The sequence below is a fragment of the Paenibacillus tundrae genome (assembly GCF_036884255.1).
GTDB lineage: Bacteria > Bacillota > Bacilli > Paenibacillales > Paenibacillaceae > Paenibacillus.
Map to the genome: position 1 here is coordinate 4,601,373 of NZ_CP145605.1, position 26,001 is coordinate 4,627,373.

20 protein-coding genes and 1 other annotated feature (1 of these 21 cut by a window edge) are annotated in these 26,001 nt (G+C 45.0%); of the genes, 3 read left to right on the forward strand and 17 right to left on the reverse strand.

The features are described from left to right. Window positions 1-82: 82 nt before the first annotated feature. The 9 genes from dnaK to gpr all read right to left on the reverse strand — a co-directional run bounded on the left by dnaK (window position 83) and on the right by gpr (window position 10,977). Entirely contained in the window at window positions 83-1,927 is a 1,845-nt protein-coding gene (dnaK, locus tag V6W81_RS20675; protein ID WP_145045725.1) for a molecular chaperone DnaK, read from the reverse strand. Between the two features lie 131 nt (window positions 1,928-2,058). After that, complete coding sequence (gene grpE, locus V6W81_RS20680) at window positions 2,059-2,628, reverse strand: nucleotide exchange factor GrpE (RefSeq protein ID WP_056695972.1); 570 nt, start codon at window positions 2,626-2,628, stop codon at window positions 2,059-2,061. 78 nt (window positions 2,629-2,706) lie between these two features. After that, window positions 2,707-3,738, reverse strand: coding sequence for a heat-inducible transcriptional repressor HrcA (hrcA, locus tag V6W81_RS20685; RefSeq protein ID WP_056695970.1), 1,032 nt, complete (start codon window positions 3,736-3,738; stop codon window positions 2,707-2,709). Window positions 3,739-4,074: 336 nt separating this feature from the next. Next, a complete protein-coding gene (locus V6W81_RS20690; protein ID WP_056695968.1) occupies window positions 4,075-4,545 on the reverse strand; it encodes an N-acetyltransferase in 471 nt (156 codons plus the stop codon). A gap of 118 nt (window positions 4,546-4,663) precedes the next feature. Beyond that, on the reverse strand, window positions 4,664-5,848 hold the full coding sequence (hemW, locus tag V6W81_RS20695; protein ID WP_338540214.1) for a radical SAM family heme chaperone HemW: 1,185 nt from the start codon (window positions 5,846-5,848) through the stop codon (window positions 4,664-4,666). A gap of 233 nt (window positions 5,849-6,081) precedes the next feature. Beyond that, a complete protein-coding gene (gene lepA / locus V6W81_RS20700; RefSeq protein ID WP_145045729.1) occupies window positions 6,082-7,896 on the reverse strand; it encodes a translation elongation factor 4 in 1,815 nt (604 codons plus the stop codon). Between the two features lie 147 nt (window positions 7,897-8,043). Further along, a complete protein-coding gene (locus tag V6W81_RS20705) occupies window positions 8,044-8,406 on the reverse strand; it encodes a hypothetical protein (protein ID WP_338540215.1) in 363 nt (120 codons plus the stop codon). Window positions 8,407-8,456: 50 nt separating this feature from the next. Further along, window positions 8,457-9,764 (reverse strand): stage II sporulation protein P, encoded by a 1,308-nt coding sequence (locus V6W81_RS20710; protein WP_338540216.1) that lies wholly within the window; start codon window positions 9,762-9,764, stop codon window positions 8,457-8,459. Between the two features lie 211 nt (window positions 9,765-9,975). Continuing rightward, window positions 9,976-10,977 carry a GPR endopeptidase gene (gpr, locus tag V6W81_RS20715; protein ID WP_145045735.1) on the reverse strand — a complete coding sequence of 334 codons (1,002 nt, stop codon included), beginning with the start codon at window positions 10,975-10,977 and terminating at the stop codon, window positions 9,976-9,978. 175 nt (window positions 10,978-11,152) lie between these two features. Between gpr and rpsT the strand changes: the two genes are divergently transcribed. Continuing rightward, entirely contained in the window at window positions 11,153-11,425 is a 273-nt protein-coding gene (rpsT, locus tag V6W81_RS20720) for a 30S ribosomal protein S20 (RefSeq protein WP_024628504.1), read from the forward strand. 213 nt (window positions 11,426-11,638) lie between these two features. Here the strand turns inward: rpsT and holA are convergent, their stop codons facing one another. The 3 genes from holA to V6W81_RS20735 all read right to left on the reverse strand — a co-directional run bounded on the left by holA (window position 11,639) and on the right by V6W81_RS20735 (window position 14,934). Then, window positions 11,639-12,655, reverse strand: a complete 1,017-nt coding sequence (holA, locus tag V6W81_RS20725; RefSeq protein ID WP_145045737.1) for a DNA polymerase III subunit delta — start codon at window positions 12,653-12,655, stop codon at window positions 11,639-11,641. Window positions 12,656-13,096: 441 nt separating this feature from the next. Next, window positions 13,097-14,389 (reverse strand): zf-HC2 domain-containing protein, encoded by a 1,293-nt coding sequence (locus tag V6W81_RS20730; protein ID WP_338540217.1) that lies wholly within the window; start codon window positions 14,387-14,389, stop codon window positions 13,097-13,099. Continuing rightward, on the reverse strand, window positions 14,386-14,934 hold the full coding sequence (locus V6W81_RS20735; protein WP_056695951.1) for an RNA polymerase sigma factor: 549 nt from the start codon (window positions 14,932-14,934) through the stop codon (window positions 14,386-14,388). Before V6W81_RS20735 ends, V6W81_RS20730 begins: the two co-directional genes overlap by 4 nt. 345 nt (window positions 14,935-15,279) lie before the next feature. On the opposite strand from V6W81_RS20735, the gene V6W81_RS20740 reads away from it, so the two are divergent. Continuing rightward, window positions 15,280-15,582 (forward strand): hypothetical protein, encoded by a 303-nt coding sequence (locus tag V6W81_RS20740; protein ID WP_056695947.1) that lies wholly within the window; start codon window positions 15,280-15,282, stop codon window positions 15,580-15,582. Window positions 15,583-15,702: 120 nt separating this feature from the next. Here V6W81_RS20740 and V6W81_RS20745 read toward each other — a convergent pair whose 3' ends face one another. The 4 genes from V6W81_RS20745 to V6W81_RS20760 all read right to left on the reverse strand — a co-directional run bounded on the left by V6W81_RS20745 (window position 15,703) and on the right by V6W81_RS20760 (window position 22,283). Next, window positions 15,703-17,763, reverse strand: a complete 2,061-nt coding sequence (locus V6W81_RS20745) for a copper amine oxidase N-terminal domain-containing protein (RefSeq protein WP_338540218.1) — start codon at window positions 17,761-17,763, stop codon at window positions 15,703-15,705. Between the two features lie 103 nt (window positions 17,764-17,866). After that, window positions 17,867-20,707: a ComEC/Rec2 family competence protein gene (locus V6W81_RS20750; RefSeq protein WP_430700903.1), complete on the reverse strand. Its 2,841-nt coding sequence runs from the start codon at window positions 20,705-20,707 to the stop codon at window positions 17,867-17,869. Between the two features lie 409 nt (window positions 20,708-21,116). Further along, on the reverse strand, window positions 21,117-21,638 hold the full coding sequence (locus V6W81_RS20755) for a deoxycytidylate deaminase (RefSeq protein ID WP_145045746.1): 522 nt from the start codon (window positions 21,636-21,638) through the stop codon (window positions 21,117-21,119). Between the two features lie 33 nt (window positions 21,639-21,671). After that, window positions 21,672-22,283, reverse strand: a complete 612-nt coding sequence (locus tag V6W81_RS20760) for a ComEA family DNA-binding protein (RefSeq protein WP_338540220.1) — start codon at window positions 22,281-22,283, stop codon at window positions 21,672-21,674. Between the two features lie 187 nt (window positions 22,284-22,470). Here V6W81_RS20760 and comER point away from each other — a divergent pair, with 187 nt between their 5' ends. Further along, the gene (gene comER / locus V6W81_RS20765) at window positions 22,471-23,316 is read left to right on the forward strand and encodes a late competence protein ComER (RefSeq protein ID WP_056695937.1); all 846 of its coding nucleotides are present in this window, start codon (window positions 22,471-22,473) and stop codon (window positions 23,314-23,316) included. Here comER and leuS read toward each other — a convergent pair. Beyond that, complete coding sequence (gene leuS, locus V6W81_RS20770; protein WP_145045748.1) at window positions 23,297-25,741, reverse strand: leucine--tRNA ligase; 2,445 nt, start codon at window positions 25,739-25,741, stop codon at window positions 23,297-23,299. The genes comER and leuS overlap by 20 nt on opposite strands. Before the next feature lie 72 nt (window positions 25,742-25,813). Further along, window positions 25,814-26,001 (reverse strand) — a binding site (T-box leader); it runs 82 nt beyond the window's last position.

A 26,001-nucleotide genomic window follows, 5' to 3' on the forward strand; every position in this document is an offset into this window, starting at 1 on the left:
AAAGTCAAAGCACGGGAGCCCCGGCTCTGACTTTCCCTTTAATCCGAACGTCACCGATGTTTCATTCGCCTAAATGCGCGAATTAGTTTTGTTTTTTATCTTCGTCTACGACTTCGTAATCCGCGTCAACAACGTTATCACGTTTAGCAGAACCTTGTTGCTCTTCAGCACCTTGAGCTGCTTGTTCTTGTGCTTGTGCTTGCTCATACAGTTTTACGGACAGTTGTTGAACGATCTCTGTCAGTTCTTCTGTAGCTGCTTTGATGTCTTCCAAGTTGTCTGTAGCTACTACACCTTGCAATTTTTCTTTTGCAGCGTTAGCTTTTTCAACTTCACCAGCGTCAGCTTTTTCACCAAGATCTTTAATCGTTTTGTCCACAGAGTAGATCAGTTGGTCTGCACTGTTTTTGGCTTCAACGAGTTCTTTACGTTTTTTATCTTCTTCAGCGTGCAACTCAGCATCTTTCATCATTTGCTCAACTTCAGCATCGCTCAAACCGCTGGAAGAAGTGATTGTGATTTTTTGTGTTTTGTTCGTACCTTTATCTGTTGCAGATACGTTAACGATACCGTTGGCATCAATATCGAAGCTAACTTCGATTTGTGGAACACCACGTGGAGCTGGTGGGATATCTCCCAGCATGAAGCGTCCAAGGGATTTGTTACCTGCTGCCATCTCACGCTCACCTTGCAGGACGTGGATCTCAACGCTAGGTTGATTGTCGGCATAAGTGGAGAACACTTGAGATTTACTTGTAGGGATCGTTGTGTTGCGCTCGATCATTTTAGTGAACACGCCACCTGCAGTTTCGATACCCAGGGACAATGGAGTTACGTCGAGCAATACAACGTCTTTCACATCACCTGTCAGTACGCCCGCTTGTACAGCAGCACCCAAAGCTACAACTTCATCCGGGTTAACGCCTTTGTGAGGCTCTTTACCTGTCAGTTTTTTGATTGCTTCTTGTACTGCTGGAATACGTGTTGAACCACCAACCAATACGATCTTGTCAATATCGTTAGCAGTCATGCCTGCATCACTCAATGCACGACGAGTCGGCTCAAGTGTACGCTCAACAAGACTTGCAGAGATCTCTTCGAATTTCGCACGGCTCAGGTTAAGCTCCAAGTGCTGAGGAACGCCGTCAGCCACTGTAATGAACGGCAGGGAAATCGTTGTAGTCAATACGCCGGAAAGTTCTTTTTTCGCTTTTTCCGCTGCATCTTTCAAACGTTGCACCGCTGCTTTATCTTTGCTCAGATCAATACCTTGATCTTTCTTGAATTCACTTACGAGGTAATCAATGATTACTTGGTCGAAGTCATCTCCACCTAGTTGGTTGTCACCACTAGTTGCTTTAACTTCGAAGAAGCCATCGCCGAGTTCAAGGATAGATACGTCGAACGTACCGCCACCAAGGTCATATACGAGGATCGTTTGATCTTCGGATTTCTCCATACCATATGCCAGTGCCGCTGCTGTTGGTTCGTTGACGATACGCAGAACTTCCAAACCAGCGATTTTGCCAGCATCTTTTGTTGCTTGACGCTGACTGTCATTGAAGTAAGCTGGAACTGTGATAACCGCTTGAGTTACCGTTTGACCCAGGTAAGCTTCAGCGTCAGCTTTCAATTTTTGCAGGATGATTGCAGAGATCTCTTGTGGAGAATAATCTTTGCTATCGATTGTTTCTTTATGGGAAGTACCCATGTGACGTTTGATCGAGATGATCGTACGATCTGGATTCGTAATAGCTTGGCGTTTTGCAGTCTCACCTACAACGCGCTCACCGTCTTTTTTGAAACCTACCACGGATGGCGTTGTACGTGCGCCTTCTGGGTTTGGAATTACGACAGCCTCGCCGCCTTCCATAACCGCTACGCATGAGTTAGTTGTTCCTAAGTCAATACCGATTACTTTGCTCATCGGAAAATTTCCTCCTTCGACAATTGAGAAGAATCCTTCGATCCTTCGCTGTATTATGATTTATTTTCTTGCTCTATGTGTGCAAACCTCTATATGAAGCTTCGCGGGCATCATACCCTCACAAAGAGGAATTATGAGCTTACCTTAACCATAGCTGGACGAAGCACTTTATCTTTTAGCATATAGCCTTTTTGGACTTCCTCAACAACGGTACCTTCTTCATACTCGTCGCTTTCCACTTGCATAATCGCTTGGTGGAATTCAGGATTGAACGGTTGTCCCACCGTCTCCATTGCAGTCAGACCTTCGTTGTTCAACACGGACTCCAACTGGCGGAAGATCATTTGAATGCCTTTGGAAAAAGATTCACTCTCCGTACCTTCAGGTACAGTCGCCATAGCACGCTCAAAATTGTCGATAACCGGTACGAGTTCGGTGATCAGCTTCATCGAAGCGTATTTCGCTAGTTCTTCTTTTTCCTTTTGTGTGCGGCGACGGAAGTTGTCAAAGTCAGCTTGTGCACGAACCAAACGTTGCTGATGTTCCTCAGCTTCTGCCGTCAAACGTGCGATCTCACCTTGCTCTTGATCTACCATCTCCTCAGCCTGTGCTTCTGCAGCACCTGCTTCGTTAACAGGCTCCTGGCTTTCAGCCGCTGTTGTTTCCTGTTCTTCTGCTGCGAATGATTGCTCCTCTTTCAAGATGTTCACCTCCTTATAAGAATGAAATGGTTCATTTCCCGTTCATATAAGCATCATGCGGGATGACCCACACAATGCTTATTTGAAACGATGCGTTAACATCGAAGTCAAGTCACGAGAGAGTGTATTTAATATATGAATGACACGTGCGTAATCCATTCGCGTCGGTCCCAGTATACCAATGGAACCTAAGGCCTCTCCATCCAATGAGTAGGATGCTGTAATCAGGCTGCAGTTGGCAAAGGCTTCATGATCATTCTCGGTACCAATCCGTACCTGAATCCCAGATCCACCCGGCACGGGCATCATTAACTTCATCAGTGTTGGTGTCTCATCTAACAGGTCAAGAATATCTTTAACCTTTTCAACATCTTTAAACTCAGGTTGAGTTAACATATTTGTAGCACCGCTAAGGAACAGACGATTGTCGTGCTCATTATCAAAAGCGCTATTCAGCACCTGCATTACTTCTTCATAGCGATTAATATGTCGTTCCATCTCTTGCCCAAGCTCTGTATAAAGACGTGATTTGAGTTTATAAATAGGCACACCGACCAATTTGGTATTTAACAGACGCACCACATTCTCCATCTCGGCTACCGAGATTTCCGGTGGAATCTGTACAGTTTTGTTCTCGACTTGGCCTGTATTCGTTACAATAATCGCCACGGCCTCCCGTTCATTGAGCGGAAGCAGTTGAAAATGGCGAAGCGAGGTGTGAAATACTTCCGGCCCCAGCAAGATCGAAGTATAATTTGTCATGTGTGACAATATGACTGATGCATGCTGTATGACCTGTTCCATCACGTTTAACTTTTCAGCAAAAAATGACTTCAGATCGTCCAACTCTTGAGGCTCCACTTGATTCCATGGAACCAGATGATCTACATAATAACGGTAGCCCTTATGGGAAGGAATTCGTCCAGCAGATGTATGCGGCTGTTCCAAAAATCCCATATCCTCAAGATCCGCCATCTCATTACGGATCGTCGCCGGACTGTATCCAACATCTCCTCGTTTGGAGATGCTTCGGGACCCTACGGGCTCAGCTGAACGGATATAGTCATCCACTATAGCGTTCAGAATCATACGTTGACGCTCTGTTAACATGGTGAGTATCCCTCCTTCTGACTGCAATGTCCCATGTCGTTAGCACTCAGGTTAGATGAGTGCTAAGCGGTAATACAAAAATACCAAACTGACATGAACATTGTCAAGTCAGTTTCATAACCATACTCATCAATTTATTACGTATGTTCAAGCTGACATGTTTTTTAGAACACCTTTAGCACGAAGAAGACGGAAATCATGCGATATCTCTAATAGTATAGACCATTCTCCGTCAGTCATAACATTCAACATTCATTATACATAATATGCATGAAAAAGGATCGCATGTGAGTAGAGTTGTTCACTCAAGACTCTGTTCATGCGACCCATTATGCATCAGGCGGAAATTTCTAGTTCTTTCAGTACTGCAATCTCGTCGCAGCAATTTTGTTTGCTGCAGTGCACGCAGTCCGTCCATACTTTTTCAGGAAAAATCTCTTTATCTACAATGGCAAAGCCATTTTTCTCAAAGAAAGAAACTTCATATGTGAGTGCCATCACTTTAGGAATTTTCTGATTCTGAGCTTCTTCCACCAGTCGATCCAGCAACCGGGAACCTATACCCAGTCCTTTGTGTCCTTCTGAGATACCAAGGGATCTAACCTCCACTAGATCGTTGCCCAAACGGCAAAGCGACCCACATCCCACGACCTCTCCATCCACTTCAGCGACGACAAAGTGTTCCAGTTGCCTATGCAGTACTTCCCTTGATCGCGGAAGCATGATCCCACGCTCTGCGTATCCCTTAATCATTTCATATAGCGGTTCAACATCTTCCGGCACGGCTTTTCTGCATATAACCGACATTCTGCTCTCCTCCTATTACCAAGCTTTCCGAAGGAAAGCCAACTTCGTAGTTGTTAAATTACACGCTCTGCCAAAATCAATATGAATAAATATACAACAAAGCGTATAGAATTTCAAGCTACGAATTTAGCGATATCGAGCCAATAAACTCGGCAAAAACGTCGTTTCCGAACAGGATACCCTGCTCACTCAGACGGAAGCCGTCTGACGTCCGCTCAAGTAATCCTGCGTTTAACATTTTGCCCAATGGTTTTGCGAACACCTCTTCAATGGATTCACCAAATTGCTCACTGAAACGTGAGGCCGAGGCTCCCTCTAGCATTCTGAGTCCAACCATGAGATAATCCTCCATCGCTTCTGGACGACTGATCTCAAAATGATCTAAACGCGGCAGTCCCGTTTTGGCAGCTTCAACATACGGATTTATTCCTTTAATATTCATATGCCGTTCGCGGCCTACATATCCATGTGCACCTGCTCCAAGTCCATAATAATCCTCATTGCGCCAGTATGTGATATTGTGACGACTCTGGAAGCCAGGTTTAGCAAAGTTACTGATCTCATACTGTTCATAACCTGCTTCTTTCATTCGGCTCATTAATAGAAGATACATCTGCAATTCATCATCTTCATGCGGTAGCGGCAATTGATTTTTCTGGTACAGCGTATGGAAAAGAGTGTTCTCTTCCACTTTCAAGCTGTAGATTGAATAATGCGGCAGATCCAGTTCCAGCGCTCTGTCGATGCTCTCATTTAACATCTCTACCGTCTGGTTTGGCAAACCGAACATTAGATCGATGGACAAGTTGCTCAATCCTGCTTTACGTGCATTCTCCAAGCTACGATATACATCATCCGTGTTATGAATACGACCGATGCCAGTGAGTAGGTCATTTTGGAAAGCCTGCACACCAAAGCTGACACGGTTAACGCCGCCTTCTTTCATCGCAGCAAGCTTCTCCGCATCTGTAGTGCCCGGGTTCGCTTCCATTGAAAACTCAATATCGTCTGCCCAATTGGGGAAATACGTTTTGACGGAACGAAGGAAGTAAGCCATTTCGTCAGGCTTCAAGGCTGTCGGCGTGCCCCCACCTACAAATATAGTCTTAATCTCGCCCGGCGGATTCGCCTTAACGGTATGCTCCATTTCTCGTTCCAATGCCTCTAAATACTGCATGACAGGCTGATCCTTCAGAACGTAGGAGTTAAAATCACAGTAAAAACATTTATTCGTGCAAAAGGGAATGTGAAGGTACACCGCTTGGGGTGAACCTGTTTTCCGGCTTTGTGATGTCAATGTCATGGGTAAGTCCCCCTCTATTTGAAAAAAGGAAAGCCATCCGGCTTCCCCTCTCAGCTTCATTATATAAATTGAATTTACTCGTAAGGATCAGTTCAATCTATATCGTATTATCGTTTGCAAGCAAACGTCTTACAATTCAATTTCGATACACACATTCTGTGTTGTACCCGAAATTGAATTATTGGAATCTAATTTGAATACACACATTCTGTGTTGTACCTCAAAATAGATTATTAATCATCAATTTTCAACACGGCCATGAACGCTTCTTGTGGTACCTCAACGTTACCAACCTGCTTCATCCGCTTCTTACCTTCCTTCTGCTTCTCAAGCAGTTTCCGTTTCCGCGAGATGTCACCACCATAACACTTAGCAAGTACGTTTTTACGCATTGCTTTTACCGTTTCACGCGCCACTACCTTCGTTCCAACGGATGCCTGAATCGGCACCTCGAACATTTGCCGCGGAATCAGCTCACGAAGCTTCTCACAGATAATGCGGCCGCGGTTATATGCACGGTCACGGTGAACGATGAAGGACAGAGCATCGACCTGTTCACCATTGAGCAAAATATCCATTTTCGCCAGATTAGACTGACGATAACCAGACAACTCATAGTCGAAGGATGCGTAACCTTTGGTACTTGATTTTAATTGATCGAAGAAGTCATATACAATCTCGGACAGTGGGATTTCATACGTAATCGTAACCCGTGTGGTGTCCAAGTACTCCATATTAACGTATTCGCCACGTTTGTTTTGGCACAATTCCATAATGGTACCTACATAATCATTCGGTACGATAATGGCTGCTTTAACATACGGTTCTTCAACATAATCAATCCGTCCTACCTCAGGGTAGTTAGAAGGGTTGTCGATCTGTATCATCTCACCATTGGTCAGTGTGACATGATAGATTACGCTTGGTGCAGTAGTGATCAACGGAATGTTGAACTCACGCTCAATCCGCTCTTGGATAACGTCCATGTGCAGCAATCCGAGGAATCCGCAACGGAATCCGAATCCAAGTGCACTGGATGTCTCTGGCTCAAAGCTCAGTGAAGCATCATTTAATTGCAATTTTTCCAACGCCTCACGCAGATCCACGTAATCCGATGTTTCAATCGGATACAGACCGCAGTAAACCATTGGATTAATTTTGCGATAACCCGGCAAAGGCTCTGCCGTTGGCTTTTTGGCATCGGTTACTGTATCCCCGACCCGCGTATCTCCTACGTGCCGGATACCTGCTACGATAAATCCAACGTCACCCACGTTCAGCTCGTCCACAATAGTCATGCGTGGTTTGAAGGCACCCACTTCGATAACCTCAAATGACTTGTCTGTTGCCATCATTTTGATCTTCGAACCGGATTTGATCTTACCATCGACAACACGTACGTATACGATTACACCTTTGTACGGATCATAGTGCGAGTCAAAAATCAGCGCTTTCAGTGGTTGATCCGGGTCACCCGCAGGAGCAGGTACGCTTTGTACCACTTGCTCAAGAATCTCCTTGATACCAATTCCAGCCTTGGCGGAAGCCAGCACTGCATTGCTTGTATCAAGCCCAATCACATCTTCTACTTCCTGTTTCACACGATCAGGATCAGCGCTTGGCAGGTCAATTTTGTTGATGACTGGTAGAATTTCGAGATCATTATCAAGCGCAAGATATACGTTAGCTAGTGTTTGCGCTTCAATCCCCTGAGCTGCATCCACTACCAACAATGCGCCTTCACATGCAGCCAAACTCCGTGATACTTCATACGTGAAGTCTACGTGTCCTGGCGTGTCAATCAGATTCAATAGATACTCTTCACCATCGTCTGCTTTGTAAGTCAGAGCTACAGCTTGCAGTTTAATCGTAATTCCACGTTCGCGTTCAAGATCCATCTGATCCAGCACTTGCTCCTGCATCTCACGCGATGTAAGCGCACCTGTGTACTCCAAGATCCGGTCCGCAAGTGTTGATTTGCCGTGATCTATATGTGCAATAATTGAGAAGTTACGAATTTTACGTTGTCTTGCCCGAATGTCAGTCATTCCTTACCCCCAGAAACAGCCTAGTGTCAATCACTTCATTATAACAGTTGATGCAGGGTGCATCAATCCCATGATGTTTCAACTTTATCATAATTTATCACTACGAAGAACTGCCAGGGGTATATTTTGCCTTGAATGTATTGCTTTTTATTCAGCAACGCCACTAAACAGGGAGACCACCCATTTAATTCCGTTATGAGAAAGGTTCTGAAGAAGCCCTGCCGTTTTATCAGCAAGAACATCAACCGGTGCTTGGCTCTGCTCTGCTCCTAACACCTGACTCGGCGATTGGACAGGTACAACCGGCGGTTCCTTTTTTTTGACCTGCTCCACAGGCTGCTCTGGCTCAGATTCGACTGCGACGGATGCTGGCTCTGACTTTACAAGCGCAGGACTTTCCTGCTGATCATTCCCAAGCTGAAAGTTACTGCCTGCCAGCTGCATACCAAACAGAATTCCCAGTAACATCAGAACAGCAACCGATAGCAGCTTTTTCCCGAATCTGGACACGCCCTTCGCCCCCTCGATACATGATTTAGAATGTTCTCCGTTGACTCAACCTAACCACCTTGTGTTTTCGTTTCCGCACTTGCTTTATCTACGTTCTGATCTTGCCAATACACTTCGGCAATCATGTCAGCTAATATTTTAGAGGTTCGCTCTAATTCAGCTGCCGTATTATCGATGCCTCCGATTTCAATAAGGATACTGTTTGGAGACAGTGTCTGGTTGTATTCACCATTGTTAGCTCCTCCACCGGTTTTCCCCCAGACTCCACGAGAAACCCCAGGATACTTGGCCTCAAGCTTCTTGTGAATCTTAGCCGCAAAGGCTTCATTTTTCTCCCAGTTCGGATTTTCATGCCCAATGATAAAGTAGACTTTTGCATATCCAAGACCTTCAATCGTTGTTGTTGTTTTATTATGGCGCTGTGAATCCCTGTGGATATCAATGAGATAGGTAAGATCATCATTTTGGGCAAGTGCAGCTTTTACTGTCTGACGTGAATATTTATAGGAATAATTCCAGTTGTAGTCCTTCACTTTAGTAGGGTAATCCTCCTTAGCATGTTCAACCCCTATACCTAGCTTTTCCAAACTATCTGTTAAATAGCTCCCCACTTGAAAAACATTGCCTGTGGACTTGCCTGACGAAGGATTATCACTCTTGGTCCCTAATAATGGATTGTATCCTTCCCGTGGATGTGAGTGATAGATGAGGACTGCCTTTTTATCTAATGTAGGTTCGGGATCATCCTCTGGATTCTTCTTAGGCGGATTTTCCTGAGCTTCTGGATCTTTGGAATCTCCTGGATCTTCAGTTTCGTCCGTATCTGGTGAGGTCGGGTCATCCTGCCCTGGGGGAGTATGTAGCTCTCCCTCACTTTTCCCACCATTCGTCGAAGCTGTGTCCGTTAATCCGGGACCGGGTTGATAATCCTCTGGTGCTTCTGCCTTTTCATTTCCCGAGCCTGGCCGAAGCAACACCGGCTGATTTGACCCCATTCCTGGCATTTCTCTAGCAATTAAGCTTTTGGGATCCTGAGGATTAACATTGGTAAGCAGTTGAAAAACAAACGTAGTTAAATTCTCACCTGAAAATGCAGAGGTTTGTTCCTTTTGAGTTAAGTGCGGGACTTCCATACCAAGCATGTCTACGAAAAAACGACTAGACACGGTACTCGCAAATCCTTTCATTGAAGAAACAGGCGAGTTATTTAACTGCTTCTCAGCCATTCCTCCCAGACCGAGTACAATAAAAAATAGGATCGATATAATCATAAGCAACAGCAATGTACGACCCATGGCCAGTACATGCAGAAATCTTTTTCTCCACTTGCCAATATTCCATGCCAATATTTTGTTCATGCCTCTGTCTCCTTCCCTGCTGGACAACTCTTATACTCCAACTCTATGAGCTAGTTAGAATTGATAGAACTAGAAGAGGACAATCTCCAAAAAAAAAGAAAGTCCGATAGATTCGGACTCTCTTCTAAGAGGGCTTGGAAAGTGCATTTTCGGGAAAAGATAGGAAGTAGCTGGAAGTGGTTAACTCTAAAGTTAACTTCACCAGTTTCAATTAATGTGTATAGGCAGCTACATTATCAGGATTAACAGCATCATGTAATGCCGCATTCAGCCCTGTTGCAATGACATTAGCGATGTCTTCTATAAACTCATCAATCTCTTTAGGGGTTACGATCAGATCATGACCCAATGGTTCCAATATTTCTTTGACCAAACTGAGGCGCTCATGTTCACTGATGTCGTCAAGCATGCCCATGATTTGCTTCGTTTGATCCGTCTCCTGGCGGAAATGACTCCGCATCATTTCAATCGCGTTATTCACAATCGTTGATGCATAACACACCGTAGGGACTCCAATTGCAATACAAGGCACACCCAGAATATCCTTAGTTAAGCCACGTCGCTTATTCCCAATGCCAGAACCTGGGTGAATCCCTATGTCTGCAACTTGTATTGTTGTGTTGACACGTTCTAATGAACGGGAAGCAAGAGAATCAATCGCAATAATCGCATCTGGCTTGGTTCGATCCACGATACCTTGTACGATATCACTCGATTCAATTCCCGTAGTTCCGAGTACCCCTGGAGCAATAGCACTCACTTCTCGATAGCCTGGTGCTACCTGATCTGGCACTAATTCAAAATATTGACGAGTAACCATGAGATTCTCCACAACTAACGGGCCAAGTGCATCAGGCGTTACATTTAAATTTCCAAGTCCCACAATTAAGATCTTGGAGTCTTTGTTAATGCCTGCTTTAGTCATAAAGTCTTCCATTTCTCGAGTGAACTCTGCAGCGACACGTTCCTGTAGTTCCGTATCTCCATTGCGAAGGGCGGGAACCTCCAACGTAACATAGTGTCCCTTTACACGACCGATGGCTTGTGCAGCAGCATCGTTCTGAACATCAATCCGCGTAATCGTGATTCCTTCTTTGGTCTCTACATCTTCCCGCAGACCTGGAATCGTTTGCTTCTGGTCACCTTGAACCATTTCCTTTGAATCAATTGCCAAATCAGTGCGTACTGTATAGTTCTGTAAATCAAGTGTCATCCGTTCTTGCCTCCCTTACCGCATTTGAGCATATTGTGTGGGAAAAAGGGATACTTTATGCAACACGCCCGAATATGATAGGAATTTCTGTTGCAATTTACATGCCATCATGCTAGAATATTTTAAGTTGTGAAACGTTTGTATTCATGCAAATGCCTTACAGGAGGTGAATGTAATGCCAAACATCAAATCCGCTGTTAAACGCGTAAAAACGAGCGACAAGCGCCGCGCACTCAATGCTTCCCAGAAATCTGCACTTCGTACAGCTGTTAAAGCTGCTGATGCTGCCCTGGTAAGCAACGAAGTTGATACTGCTAAAGCTGCAATTCAAGCTGCTTCCAAAAAGCTGGACAAGGCTGTAACTAAAGGTCTGGTTCATAAAAATGCTGCAGCTCGCAAAAAGTCTCGCTTGGCGAAAAAACTGAACGCTCTTTCCGCACAAGCGTAAGAAGCGTTACTTATACGATCCAATGGAAAAATCCTGAACAGCATGTGCTTTCAGGATTTTTTAGCTATGTGGTCGGTTGAGTACTATCAGAACAAAAAGCGGCTCTCACTCGGTTGATCAATGATCAACGGAATGAGAGCCGCTTTTGTCTATTTCCGCTAATGGATGATTCGCAATAATAATTAGCATTACACTAACATCACGCAACACTTCTTAGGCACCAAGTTTTAACAAAAATAACTCCAGACCAAGCACTTTGTCTACAGCACCTGTTTTCATTTGATAATCCAGCTCACTCAGATGGCTTAAAATCAGTCGTAAACGTTCAGGTTGAAATTTACGTGCCTGCTCCCCAGCAATTTTGACTGCATAGGGGTGGAGTCCAAGCTGGCTTGCAATCTGCTGCTGTGAATAGCTCTGTTGCCCAAGCTCCTTCACTTGAATCATGATTCGGAACTGTCTAGCGATCAATGCCGCAATTTTGATAGGCTCTTCGCGCTGTTTCAACAACTCATAGAATAGGGATAACGCCTTCTCAAGCCTTAGATTCGCCAATTCCTCTACTAGAGCAAATACATTCTGCTCCGTGCTACGCGCAACTAACGATTCGATATCCGCACGTCTAATCATGCCACCGTTTCCAGCAAAAAGGCAGAGCTTGTCTACTTCAGCAGATAACGTCTGTAGACCTGTTCCCGCATAACTAACGAGAATATCTGGAGCTCCAGGCTCAAAGGTAACCTCACGTTGTTTAGCCAGCTTCACAATCCAGTTCAACAACTCTTCCCCACTAAGTGGAGCAAACGAAAGCACAATGGCTTGCTTCTTCGCAGCCTTAACTAACTTTTTGCGCTCGTCCAGCTTATCTCCTTGGGCTAAAAATACGATTGTACTGTAATCCGCAGGGTTATCCATGTATGTCAGCAAGCGATCAACCTGATGTTCAATTTTGGAATCCTTACCGGCTGTAAACAGATTCGCATCTCTAACAATAATTAGTTTACGCGGCACAAGGAAAGGAACTGTCTCCGCTTCTTCGATAACAACTTCTACAGGCGTCTCCGAGAGATCATAAGGTACAATCGCAAAATCTCGATGCTCCTCCTCAATAACCTGTTCCTTCAACATATCCGTAAATTGCTGTATCTGGTATTTCTCCGTTCCGTACAGCACATATATCGGAGCCGTATCCCCACTTCGTATTGCTTTTGTTGCACTCTTCACATCCATCACGGTGCCTCCTTATCCCTCTTATCCTACCAGAAAACGTGACAGACAACAAAGGGGCCTTCGATCCACCGTGTGGATGAAGACCCCTTAGTCCTACATCTATATAAACGCAGCACCAACCACTCTAGAAGAAGCTGTTCAAAAAAGTTCGCTTTTGATTACGAAGGATGCGCGAGCGGCATCTCAGCGTCGAACATAGAATTCAACCGAAATGTCCGTTGCTCACGTAGGTTGCCTACGCTCCGCTACTCCATTTCTAGCTTCATCCCATCTTCTCGGTACTGAAAATCGCCCTTTTTGAACACATAACTAGTAGAGGCTGATGCGCGGTCATACGACGTCAGTTGTTATAACTGATATAGGACGTGGTTTACTTCCATTATATTCAGATGCAGCTAAAATGTTCTTCCATGGACAGATGATAACCATAACATGGTACGATTATTTCCCGGAATTCTCACTGTCTGCTGCCGGAGCTACATTAAATGATTTTTTCATTGCTGCTCCATCCTTCTCTGTCTCATAATTGAATACGGTGCTATCCTTGGACCAGCTAGCCGATTTCAATGTTCCTTCCAGATCACGTTGTTCTACTAGATTCAGAACGTCAGAATCACTGGCAGATTTAGAATAGATACTGAGCTGGTTGCCGATCTGTATGACCAGATAAGAACCGTTCGGAGACTTCCACTCTGTTGCAGGAGGAGTCACCGCAGCAGCAAACCCACGATCTGGAGCAACCAATCCATTGTTACCTTCTGTCGCCTGCTCAGGGCTCTGATCTGCATTAGGAGCGACCATTCCCGTTGCTGGTTCGTCATTATTTACATGCGGCACTACATCTTGCGTCGAGAAAGACTCTGACTCTCCAGTTTCAGGCTCAGTTCCAGCACCATCATCTGAACGTCCTTGAGGAGCATCAGCACTTCCCGGATCTACACTCTTTTGTTGATCAGGTTGTACTTGATTAGCATTCCCCTGATTTTCCGAAGGAGTTGACGCTGAAGGTGTTTCTTTCGGCGCATCGACTTTTGCCCCAGCATCAGCCGACGGCTGTTTCGGTGTTACATCTTCCTGTGGTTGAGTGTCCTGCACCTTCTCCGACTCATTCTCCTCAGGATTTACTGTCGAAGTAGATTCTTGTGTATCAGGCTGTGAATCAGGCTGATCTTTGGACAGCCCTGACATAGTACTATTATCTCCCTCTGCAGGGGCAGCGGAATCCTCGTTGCTAATTTCCATTCTCAAAGCGTTCTGATCCTCATTACCGCTTTCTTGAGCACTCCCTGCGCCCATCATTGACTCTGCATTTTCAATTTTCTCAGGCGTATAACCCCATATAGCTACGCCCAATACCAAGACTGCTGCCGCAGCCCCCATAGACATTCGACCAACCATAGAATTAAACCATGACGGTTTAACTTTCCGATCACTTGATCGTTGTAAATTTTCAAATGCAGCAGGGACAGGACTCATTTCTTGCATTGTACTGCTCTGTTCCCTCCGCGCTTCGTCGATCGCATCTAATTGAGGCATAATTGCATCCACTAAACTAAACTTTGGGGTTACTTGCGGTAAATCTTCCAGTTCTCTGGACAAAGCTCTGAGCAAACTAAAATTCTCGGCGCACTCCGGGCACTTGGCCACATGTTGTAGCAACTGCTCGGTCTCCACCTCACCCAGATCATGATCCAGATACCGGTGCATCCATTCCACCACCTCATCACATTTCATCCTGTCACACCACCTTTCTGATACTCCTGTAATAGATTTTGTAATTGTTGTCTAGCTCGGAATAAATAAGATTTCACCGTATTCAACGGAAGATCTAGACAGTCCGCAATTTCGTTATACGATAAATCCTGTAAGTATCTTAGAACAATCACGGTTCGATGATGCTCTGGAAGCTTGTTGATCGCCTCCTGAATATCTTTTGCCACATACGTGGACATGACTTCAAATTCTACATTTTGATTATCTTGAAAAACCATCTCATGCTCGTCAATCGAGACAGAAGGCTTGGTTCTTCTAAATTTATCAATACAGATATTCGTTACAATGCGTTGAACCCAGGTTTTGAATTGTGCTTTTTCTTCATAAGAATTAATCTTGGTGTAAATTCGGATCAACGCTTCCTGAGCAGCATCCAAAGCGTCTTGTTCATTATTTAAGATGTAAAATGCGGATCGATAAACATGCTGTTCAATGTTCCGCAATAGGGTAATTAGAGCGTCGCGATCGCCCGATTGAGCGGCTCTGATGAGTTCCGGCTCTACCACAAAGGATCCCCCTCTCCCTGCAACCTTACAGACGTGACCATCAATAAAATTGTTGCAAAGTTAAGTATTTTTTTATTGGCACCATAAAATAACGGCTTATGTATTAGGGCCGCCCAAAATCTTCTCTTAGAATAACAGAAATTGCATAAAGCGTCATCACAGCAAAAAGCTATTCCAGTACTTACACGATTCAATTGATGAGCAATAGCATATATTATAGCAAACAGGCTTTCAGAAGCAAAAAATAAAAAAAGTCGAATTTTGTACAAATTTAAGCTCTTTTTAATGCAATTTTCATGAAAATAGTGTATTGTAAATTTACATTCATAATACGAGGTGATGAGCATGCCAGCTCTAGCGAAAATTCAATTGTTAAAAGAACAAATGCCTAAGGAATATCAAAGCATTTCTCATTTTGTAGAACATGCACTGGAATCCATTGATACCTTGGTAGAGGAACATCGGAAATACACTGCTGCACAAGCGTTATACGGCGATAAAATTGTCGGATCGGAAGAACGCTTGTACAGAGAAACCGTACTTGATGTTCGCGAGCAACTTCTGCTTACGCTTGAAAAAACAGTAGAAGACCTTCTGCATAAAGGCGATAAGCACTGGAACAAGCATTTTAAAGACGGTGTTGAATAGTTTCAACTAGCAATTAAATAGCCCGTTTCCGTTTCCTCTTAGATGGAGGGCATGGGAAGCGGGCTTTTTTGTGCAGTTCTGTAACTTGTAATCAAAAGAAATGAATAATTCGTGTAATGATCAGTAAATCACAATCAGTTTGCCATTGGCAAATCCTAAAGCTCTTACACCTGCGGAGCTAGCATATACCCAAGCTTCGATCTTGCCTTTTGAACTTGTTTCATACGAAATGCTCGTTGGATCCCCCCACGCCAAGCGAGCCTGCGTCATGTTCATTCCTAGAACTACTTCTCTAGCAATAATTTTATTCCATGTGGACTGAGACCAATTGTATTTCTTATAAGGATCAGAAGAGAAGAATTGGTCAGAATCAGCAAGCATTTCCGTCACACTGGAGGGCGCACCTCCTGCATAAGCAGAAACCGTTTTTCCTTTAGCATTACGGAATACAACGGTGTAACTTCGATCACTATTATTCTTCTCAATTTTGATATCTGTAACGGTCACTTTGCTGAAACGTTGCCCTAAACTCGTATCACTGTTAATCCAGTAAGACCTGCCAATGAAGCGACTAAGATTCCCCAGCTCTTTTTTCTTGAGCAGTGCACTTGTGTCCTTCGATTCCACCACAATAGAAGAATCTCCAACCAGCACCTTGGCCTGCTTTAGCTCAGCATCCCATTGAACCTGAATGCCTGCAGTCTGCCTTAATAAGTCAGCAGGAAATACAGTTTGTCCTCCAATGGTTTGTACTTTCCCTTTCAGTTTAAGCTCTTTGTTGTTAAATTGAGCAATAGCGCTTCCTTTTTGCAAAGTAATTCGGTCATCGCCAAATTGAATCTCAAAAGTTGAGCCTTTCACAACGACTTTGGCTCCCAATGTTTGGAACACCGACTGTACTGGTAAGTAAATATTTCCCTCCAACATTGTGGAACCTGTTAAATTTCGTTGTTGTGAATCAACGTTCAGTTGAACACTTGAGGTCTGGTCTCCTGTCTTGAACGTCACTTTGGTTGTTCCCATACCCGTAACCTTTAGTTTGCCTCCTGCCTGAATCTGTGCAACTTGCGGTTGTTCCACTATAATTTCTTCAGGCAAGGGCACACGTTCATTTTTGAAACCGTTGCTATAATTCTCCACAAGGGTAAGGCTAACTGTATCTCCAATATTAGCTTTTTTGGAAGACGCCAAGAGAGTCACTTCATTTAATGTGGGAGCTGATAAAGGTACTAACCTGCCATTATCATATTTTGCCCATGCCCCATCTTGTAACTGTGCATATAATTCATCCAGACGAGGTGCATACACCATTTGGGACACATTAGTTAATCCTGGTAGTTGCTCGCCCTTATATTTGGCAGTTCGATCGTAGCTCCAAACGGTTCCATCTTGTTTCACCGTAAGCAGTTTATGCGTATCCCCCCACCAAATCAAAGATTTCACATTATCCGCAACCGTGATCTGCTTGTCCTCATACAACATACTTACAATGACTACCGACCCATCATTTTTTAAGACTGCTGCATAAACGCCATTCGTTGCAATCCGTTTACCATCGGGCACATTTCCAGCTTTACGTATCTTATTGTAATTGGCATAATACACGTCCCCTGATGAAGATAAGGCGCTATAAGAAGAATCTTTTCCAGAACTATCCCGATAGGAACTCACATCAATAATGGATTCCGCAACTTTATCCTTATCCTTAAATGTATAAAGGTTTCCATCTTGTAGCAAAACTAATCCATGGCCATATACTCTTACAACCCCATTAAATTGTTTCGTTTCCGGTATATGTGCATTGTCTTTATCCCACCGAATAACTTGGCCAGCCGCAGTCCAACCAAAGATGGAATGGTCATCTGATTTTGAAATACCGATCAGGTTTCGATTTTGTGTCCATACTCCGCTCGTGGTTCCTTTAGACCAAAGTGTACCATCATCCAGCAAATAGTCATTCTGGTCAAGAACTGAAATGATCTTGCTATTGGAACTAGATGCCGCAGATACAGGGGTATAACTAATCAATAGACCAAAGATTAAAAATCCAATCCATAAAGTAATAAATTTAATACCCCTTTTGCCTCTATGATTCTCTGTTACAATCTGACTACATTGTGTTGTTTCAAGAAGTCCCATTTCATTCTCCTTCTCGCTTATGTATTCTTGTTTATTACGCACTAAGTTCCCCAGCCCTCCTCAAGCTGAGTTTAATTGAGTTATGAAATTAATCAAAATACTATTCGAGAAAAATATCCAATGTCCTGCAATATCCGAAAATTCATCATTCCCTGCCCTCCAATTTATATCGAATATCAATTTCCCCACCTTTGACCCTCATCTGGACCTCCCCCATCTGATCTGTTCGATAGATCTCGGATCCCGTTTCCCCCAGACGTTCCATAACTCCCGGATTGGGATGACCATAGGTATTGTTGACTCCAGCGGAGATTACAGCGGTTTTGGCATTCCAATATTGAAGCCATGCTTCGGTTGACGACGTTTTACTACCGTGATGAGCCACCTTCAGGACGTCAATGGCGATCGACTCCTCCTTCGCTGCCGTCTCTTCTGCATCACCAGTGACTTTCCCAGCCGTTTTGTTGCCCGAAATCATTTTCATTAGTTCCAGAGGAACATCCTTATTAACAATTCCACCTTTTACATTCTGTCTTTCAAACTGGGTAGCAAGCGAGCCATTCTGAATCATATGGAGCAGATCTTGCTCGGCTGCTGCATCCATATCTCCCGTGAACAAAAATGAAGCGCCAGCTATATCCAGCAAAAAGACAACCGAATCATGATTTTGATCTTCAGATACAGGAATACCATCCTCAGCCTCAAGAAGCAAGGTATCTAGATCTGGATTAATAAAATGTAACGTAGTCTCCTCATCGGCGACGTAAGACAGTCCTTGCCGAATTGCATATAGCGGTATATTACGCTCAATAGCTGTATCTATAAGTTTATCAAAATTGCTCTTACCACTTGTTGTGCCATTGAACATAAAACGCTCCACTGGAATCTGTTCCAGTACAGCTTGTAATCCCCCAGCATGATCCTGATCGGCATGGGTTACGATAACGGCATCCAGCCGATGTATGCCTCGTTTCTTCAGCAAGGGTACAACCACCTTAGCTCCAACTTCATAGGGATCACGCCGAGTTTTCCACGATTGATCAGGCTTGCCGAAGCTAACTGTACCCCCACCATCAACCAAAATATGCTTTCCCTCAGGCGTTGTAATTAACGTGCTATCCCCCTGACCAATATCAAGAAACTGTACTATACCTGTATTTGATGGTTGCGGAGTTTGATAGGCCCACCATAACCCTGCAATTAAAGTAATCGCAAGCAACCCGCATATCCATCGTTCATAAACAGCTCTTTGTCTCCCCGGATCATCACCCGCTCCTCTAGCCCGAAATGCACTTGTATACTCTGGCCAGGCAATACTTGCGCTGAGTGCTGTCATCGAACCCTTGTGCTTTGCTTGCGCTATATGATTCTGATTCGGTGGGTAAAGAGAGGACTTGAAGGCAAGTTTGCCATTCATCTTAGAGGTCGCCCATGCTGCATCTTCGCGTTTCAACGGTTTGGTCTCTTCCTCCATATGACTGCTCCATTGCGGTTCTTGACCATTCCCTTGAAACCATATACGTAATAGTGCATACAACACTCCGTAATAGACTCCAACCCACAGCCAGGTAGGCGTAGCCCAGATAAGTACAAAACCAGGCAAACTATTCAACCATTCAATGCCAGCAAAGGTTAGTTTGTTTAGGAGGATGACCAGCCAAGCGAACGGTTTGGCAAGAGGGAGCCATATCATAGATAACAGTAATGCAACTGCTCCAAGGGGTAAAACCACAGCGCTAATGAGGGAGACAAAAAGGAAATTCGCTACAAACGATAATATTGAAAACTGATTGAAATACAAAATGGTCACTGGAAAAGAAATGAGCTGCGCTGTAACGGTCACTGAGGCGGTCGCGGCCAGTGCTTTGGGTAATTTTCTAAACAGACGATTAATAAAGGGCATATAGATCATTAAACCAGCGGTGACGAGAAAAGAAAGCTGGAAGCTAACGCTCAGCAAAAAATACGGATTACACCACATCATTAACAATGCTGCCGCACTGATCATCTGCAATCCATCTCTAGCTAACCCTCGTCTAGCCATATACAAGCCAAGCATGGACATAATGCCTGCACGAATGACTGAAGGTGAACCACCAGATAACATGACATATGCCGGAATAAGAAATAACACAATTGTGAGTGAGGTTTCCCTAGTTAACCTCAGCCAAGACATCAGAAATAATAATGAACCAACATACACAGCAACATGTGTGCCTGATATCGCTAGGATATGGGTAAGTCCAAGCTGTGAGAAGTGACCATACGTATCCGGATCAATGTCCTTCGCCATACCTATGATCAGCCCCTTCATATATCCAGCATGGGGTTCAGGAAATAAGCCCTCTAATGCGGAACCTAACTGGTATCTGATCATGTCATTCCAACGAAAAATATCAAAACGGCCCCAGCCTTCAGGCTGTATGGAAGTGATTGAGCTGGCACCTTTGACCTTAAACAACCAATGTATCTCCTGTGTCCGCAAATAATTACGATAGTCAAAGCCACCATAATTCCGGGCTTCCCCTGGTCTAGTGAACGAGCCAGTCAATATCACGGTATCCCCGCGGCTCCACGCCATCGCTATGTCCTGCTCTTCTTCTTCAGCTAGTTTGACTTGTACCATCATACGCTCACCCACGTCATGCATCGGCTGTTGCTTCGGATCTGCCCTTTCTTCGGTGCCAGATAACGGGTCTGATTCTGGATATATTGTCGAAAGTAACAACTCAAAATCGGCCCGATCTCCATCCACACGAACAGCTGACGCGATTGTACCTTCTAGCTTCGCTACATATCCATCAAGCTCCTGATGACTCCTTCCAGTGATCTCCGGCAAGACACTGACATTACGCAGATCATTCCATTCCCAGTGGGCAAGACCACCTAGAAGCGATGCAACAAGTAATAGACGAGTCCAGCCACGAATATCTATCCAGTGAAAAAGGAGGGGCATACATGCCAGCACTCCCACCAACCCCCACATAAGTGTCCATCCTGATAATGCACATCCCACTACACTTCCGCATAACCAACAGACTGTAAATAGCAATAACGGCCTACCTTTCATCCTAATCCCCCCTTATCGTTTTTTGCAGAAATATCTAGAGCAATTACATTGTTTCCGAAGAAAACAACCTTCGTAAGCATCTACTTATTTCGGCTGAATCCCATCTTCGACACTGAGATGCCGACTGGCATTCTTCGTAATCAAAAGCGGACTTTCTGAACAACCTCTAGAAGCAGAAAAACCCCCGGTAGCTGACGTAGCTAACCGGAGGTTCTTCCTCGATCTAAAGCGTAATTTAGTTAAGTGATATCACATTACAATACACATGCCTAGTGACAGAGACGATAGTACACGAAGTCTTTAGATCCTCCCCATGCCTAACCGTTTAATCACGAATTGTCATCATCGTCTCACGTGGAGGCTGATATTGCTCCAGCTTGCGGAATGTGATTCCTTTTTGCGCCATCATACGTGTTACTTTACCGGTATCCTTAGGATACGGGCGATGGAAAACAATTTCTGTAATGCCACTGTTCGCAAGCATATTAGAGCAAGTCCAGCAAGGTTCATCCGTCACATACACAGAAGAGCCCTCCCGATCGATTCGATCCGTGAACAGAAGCAAATTTTGCTCCGCATGAATGGTGCGAATACACCGCTGCTTCTTGACCATTTCTTCTTGACCATCAGTCACAACCAGTTCGTACTCTTCGGATATCATGCATCCTGCTTCTGAACAATCAGGTACGCCCATAGGTGCCCCGTTGTATGCTGTTCCGAGCAGTTTTTTCCCTTGGACAAGCACTGCACCTACATGCCGACGCGAACAGCGGGAGCGGGTTGAGACCATATAAGCAATATCCATGAAGTAAGTATCCCAGTCTTTGCGTACATCTGCTGTACTCATATTTGCATCCTCTCCCGATTGAAATAATCTAATTTAGCGAATCTGCACATAAGGAGCCATCTTCTCCAGCATTTTCATACCTATTCCTTTTACTTTGGTCAAATCACTGACTCTTGTAAACGGTCCGTGTGCATTTCGATAATCAACGATGGCCTGTGCCTTCTTCTCTCCAATGCCTGGAAGCTCGGTGAGTTTAGAGACAGGGGCTGAATTGATATCAATCTTACCGTTGTCGACAACCTGTTGCTCTGGTGGACTTGTAACCTGCTGTTCAAGCTTTATTTCTGTTTCAGTTGAGATATTCGTGACCGCTGCAGACGTAGCAGATTCCGTATTACCCACGTCTGGACTCTTCTCCTCTGACGCCTTCCCCTGCATCGTAGAAGAAGCCTCACTGTCTCGAGCAGGATTCACCCCCGCATTGACTGATGTGGCTTGTTCTACTACAGCTTGCGTTGACAACTCACTATTTTGACCCAAAACAGCCGACTCTACAATAGCAGCTTCCTGCTTGAGCGTCGGCGTTTGAGTGGCGAGCTGCATCGGTTCCCAGCCAGAAGGCGGCTGTTCACTTTTGCCCGACCATAATATAAGTATCGTTCCAATTACCGCAGCACCAATCGTCCATCCTTGTTTCCATCTCATTCGTCTACACCTCTCCCTGTTATCAAAATAGATCAATTTTGAACACGGGCGGTGCTTCCGAACCGTCTATAAATGGACTACAAACTCCACATTCCTTTTTTGATGTCATGTCAAACAAGTTATGCTGCATAGACTAGAAGGAACGAACTACGCCAGTACCGTAAAGCATGAAAGGAGGCCTGAAACAATGAAGGTTGGATTTATCGGAACCGGCAGCATGGGAAGCCTGCTGATCTATGCCCTGATCCAATCCGGAGCATTGGAGCCGCGGCAGATCGCCGCAAGCAATCGTACCCCTTCCAAAGTGCGTCAGTTATCCCTCCGTTATCCCGGTCTGCATGAATCACAGAGTAATCGGGAAACCGTTATCCGGAGCAACATTATCTTCCTCTGTGTGAAGCCGCTGGAATTCAAACATGTTATTGACGAGATCCTGCCCGTCGTGAATCCCAATCATATGATTGTATCGATCACTAGTCCCGTGCAGCTGCGTCATCTGGAATCTTCACTTCCTTGCAAAGTCTCCAAAGTTATCCCAAGCGTCACACATCAGGTCGGTAGCGGAGCGTCATTATGTATACACGGTGAACGAATGACACCTGAAGATCGCACTGTGTTGGAAGGCTTGCTGAGTCATTTCAGCAAACCTTACCAAGTGGATGAAGCTTGCACACGCATAACATCCGACTTTTCCAGTTGCGGACCTGCATTCATATCGTTCTTTTTGGAACAGTGGATTGAGAGTGCCGTCAAGCTTACAGGGATCAAACGAGCAGATGCATGTGCTCTTGCAGGCGAGATGCTCCTTGGAACAGGTAAACTGCTCACTGAAGGAGGGTATACGCCTCAAGAACTTCAAGCTCGAGTTGCTGTTCCCGGTGGCATCACTGCTCAAGCCTTGGCACTACTCAAGATTAGTCTGGACGGTGTGTTTGATAGCCTCATTCACACCACCCATGACAAATATGATGAAGACCTGGTAAAGCTTAATGAACTATTCCAAGCCAGTGAGATTAACCGGCAACAATATTAACCAGTTTGCCTGGAACGGCAATGACCTTACGAATGGTCTTGCCTTCCAGAGCCTGCTTCACTGGTGCAAGCTCCATCGTGAAGTCCTGCATGCCTTGTGCATCCAAATCCTTCGCAACGGTTGCCCGTGTTACAATTTTGCCATTCACTTGAACGACAATCTCCACTTCAGCGTCTACCGTCATTGCTTCGTCATATTCAGGCCAAGCTACATAAGTAATACCACCTTCATGACCTAAGCGACTCCACAGCTCTTCCGCCATATGCGGCGCAAGTGGTGACAGTAATTGCACGAAGTTCTCCATCGATTCACGTGGCAGCGTATCTGCTTTGTATGCATCGTTGATGAAGATCATCAGCTGACTGATCGCTGTGTTGAAGCGCAGATGTTCCAGATCATCTGTAACCTTCTTAATTGTTTTGTGAGCAGTACGCTTGAATTCTTCTGTACCGCCATCCGCTGTAATTTTATCATTAATCGCGCCAGTATCCTCGTTGATGAAGAGACGCCATACACGTGACAGGAAGCGGTACATGCCTTCAACCCCGTTAGCATTCCAAGGTTTTGTTGCTTCCAATGGTCCCATGAACATCTCATACAAACGCAGAGTATCTGCACCGAATTCATTTACAATTTCATCTGGGTTAATAACGTTACCACGAGATTTACTCATTTTCTCATTATTAGTTCCCAGAATCATACCTTGGTTCACAAGTTTATGGAATGGCTCTTTCGTCTGCACTACACCCAGATCATACAGCACTTTATGCCAGAAACGTGCATACAGCAAGTGAAGCACAGCGTGCTCTGCTCCCCCGATGTACAGATCCACAGGCAGCCATTGTTGTTGTTTCTCCTGAGAGATCAATTCCTTGTCGTTATGTGGATCGATAAAGCGCAGGTAATACCAGCAGCTTCCCGCCCATTGCGGCATGGTGTTTGTCTCACGACGTGCTTTCATTCCAGTTTCAGGGTCAACCGTATTCACCCACTCGGTTACATTCGCCAGTGGTGATTCGCCTGTACCCGAAGGCTTGATCTGATCGATGTCCGGCAGCAACAACGGAAGTTGATCCTCAGGCACGGTCTTCATCGTTCCGTCTTCCAGATGTAGAATTGGAATCGGCTCTCCCCAGTAGCGTTGGCGGCTGAACAACCAGTCACGCAGACGATATGTCGTTTTGCCTTCACCTTTACCGCTGTCTTCCAGCCATGCAATCATCTTCGCAATCGCTTCTTCGTTGTTCAGACCATTCAAGAAATCAGAGTTAACGTGTGGTCCGTCTCCGGAATACGCTTCTTTGGTCACATCCCCACCAGCAACAACCTCAATGATATCCAGTCCGAATTGCTTCGCAAATTCCCAGTCACGTGTATCATGCCCAGGAACCGCCATAATTGCACCTGTACCATAACCAGCCAGAACATAATCGGCGATCCAGATAGGCACCTTCGCTCCATTTACTGGATTGATGGCATAAGCTCCTGTAAATACACCTGTTTTGTCTTTGGCCAAATCGGTACGTTCCAGGTCACTCTTACGTCCAGCTTGCTCCTGATAAGCTTTGATCGCTTCACGTTGCTCAGCTGTCACAATGGCATCTACCAACTCATGTTCTGGCGCCAATACAGCATAACTAGCTCCAAACAAAGTATCCGCACGAGTCGTGAATACCTTGATTACTTCCTCACGTCCCTCAATGGCAAACACCACTTCTGCTCCTGTGGATTTACCAATCCAGTTACGTTGCATATCCTTAATGCTCTCGGACCAATCCAGCTCTTCCAGATCCTCCAAGAGGCGCTCAGCATATTCAGTAATTTTCAAAACCCATTGACGCATCGGTTTACGGACAACTGGGTGATTACCGCGCTCACTTTTACCGTCAATGACCTCTTCATTAGCCAGCACTGTACCCAATGCTTCGCACCAGTTTACAGGTACTTCATCAACGTAAGCGAGGCCTTTGTTGTACAACTGGATGAAGATCCATTGCGTCCATTTGTAATAATCCGGATCCGTTGTGCTGATCTCCCGATCCCAGTCATAGGAGAACCCAAGGGATTTAATCTGACGACGGAAGTTGTCAATGTTACGGAATGTGATCTCACGTGGGTGTTCACCCGTATCAAGTGCATGCTGCTCAGCAGGCAAACCAAAAGCGTCCCAGCCCATCGGATGCAAAACATTGTATCCACGCATACGTTTGTAACGAGAAACGATATCTGTTGCTGTGTATCCTTCCGGGTGACCTACGTGCAGTCCCGCGCCTGATGGATATGGGAACATATCCAATGCATAGAACTTCGGTTTAGCCGGGTCCTCACCTGTTTTGAACGTTTTATTCTCATCCCAAAATTGCTGCCAACTTTTCTCCATCACTTGCGGTTGATAGCCGTGCTTCGGCTGGTGATTCTCACTCATCTATTGTTCCTCCTCTGGTTGATTCACATAAATTACAACAAAAAAACCTCAGCATCCCGTAGCGTTTGCAGCGCTAGGGACGAGAGGTTGAATTCCCGTGGTACCACCCTAGTTAGCGGATGAACGTGCTTCGTCATCCACTCCCTTTGAACCTGTAACGGCGGTTAACCGATGCGGATTTCCATTCCTTCACCCACCGAATAGACATCGGTTAAGTATCGGATGGTGTAATCACCGCATTTCTCCAAGGCGAGTTCGTG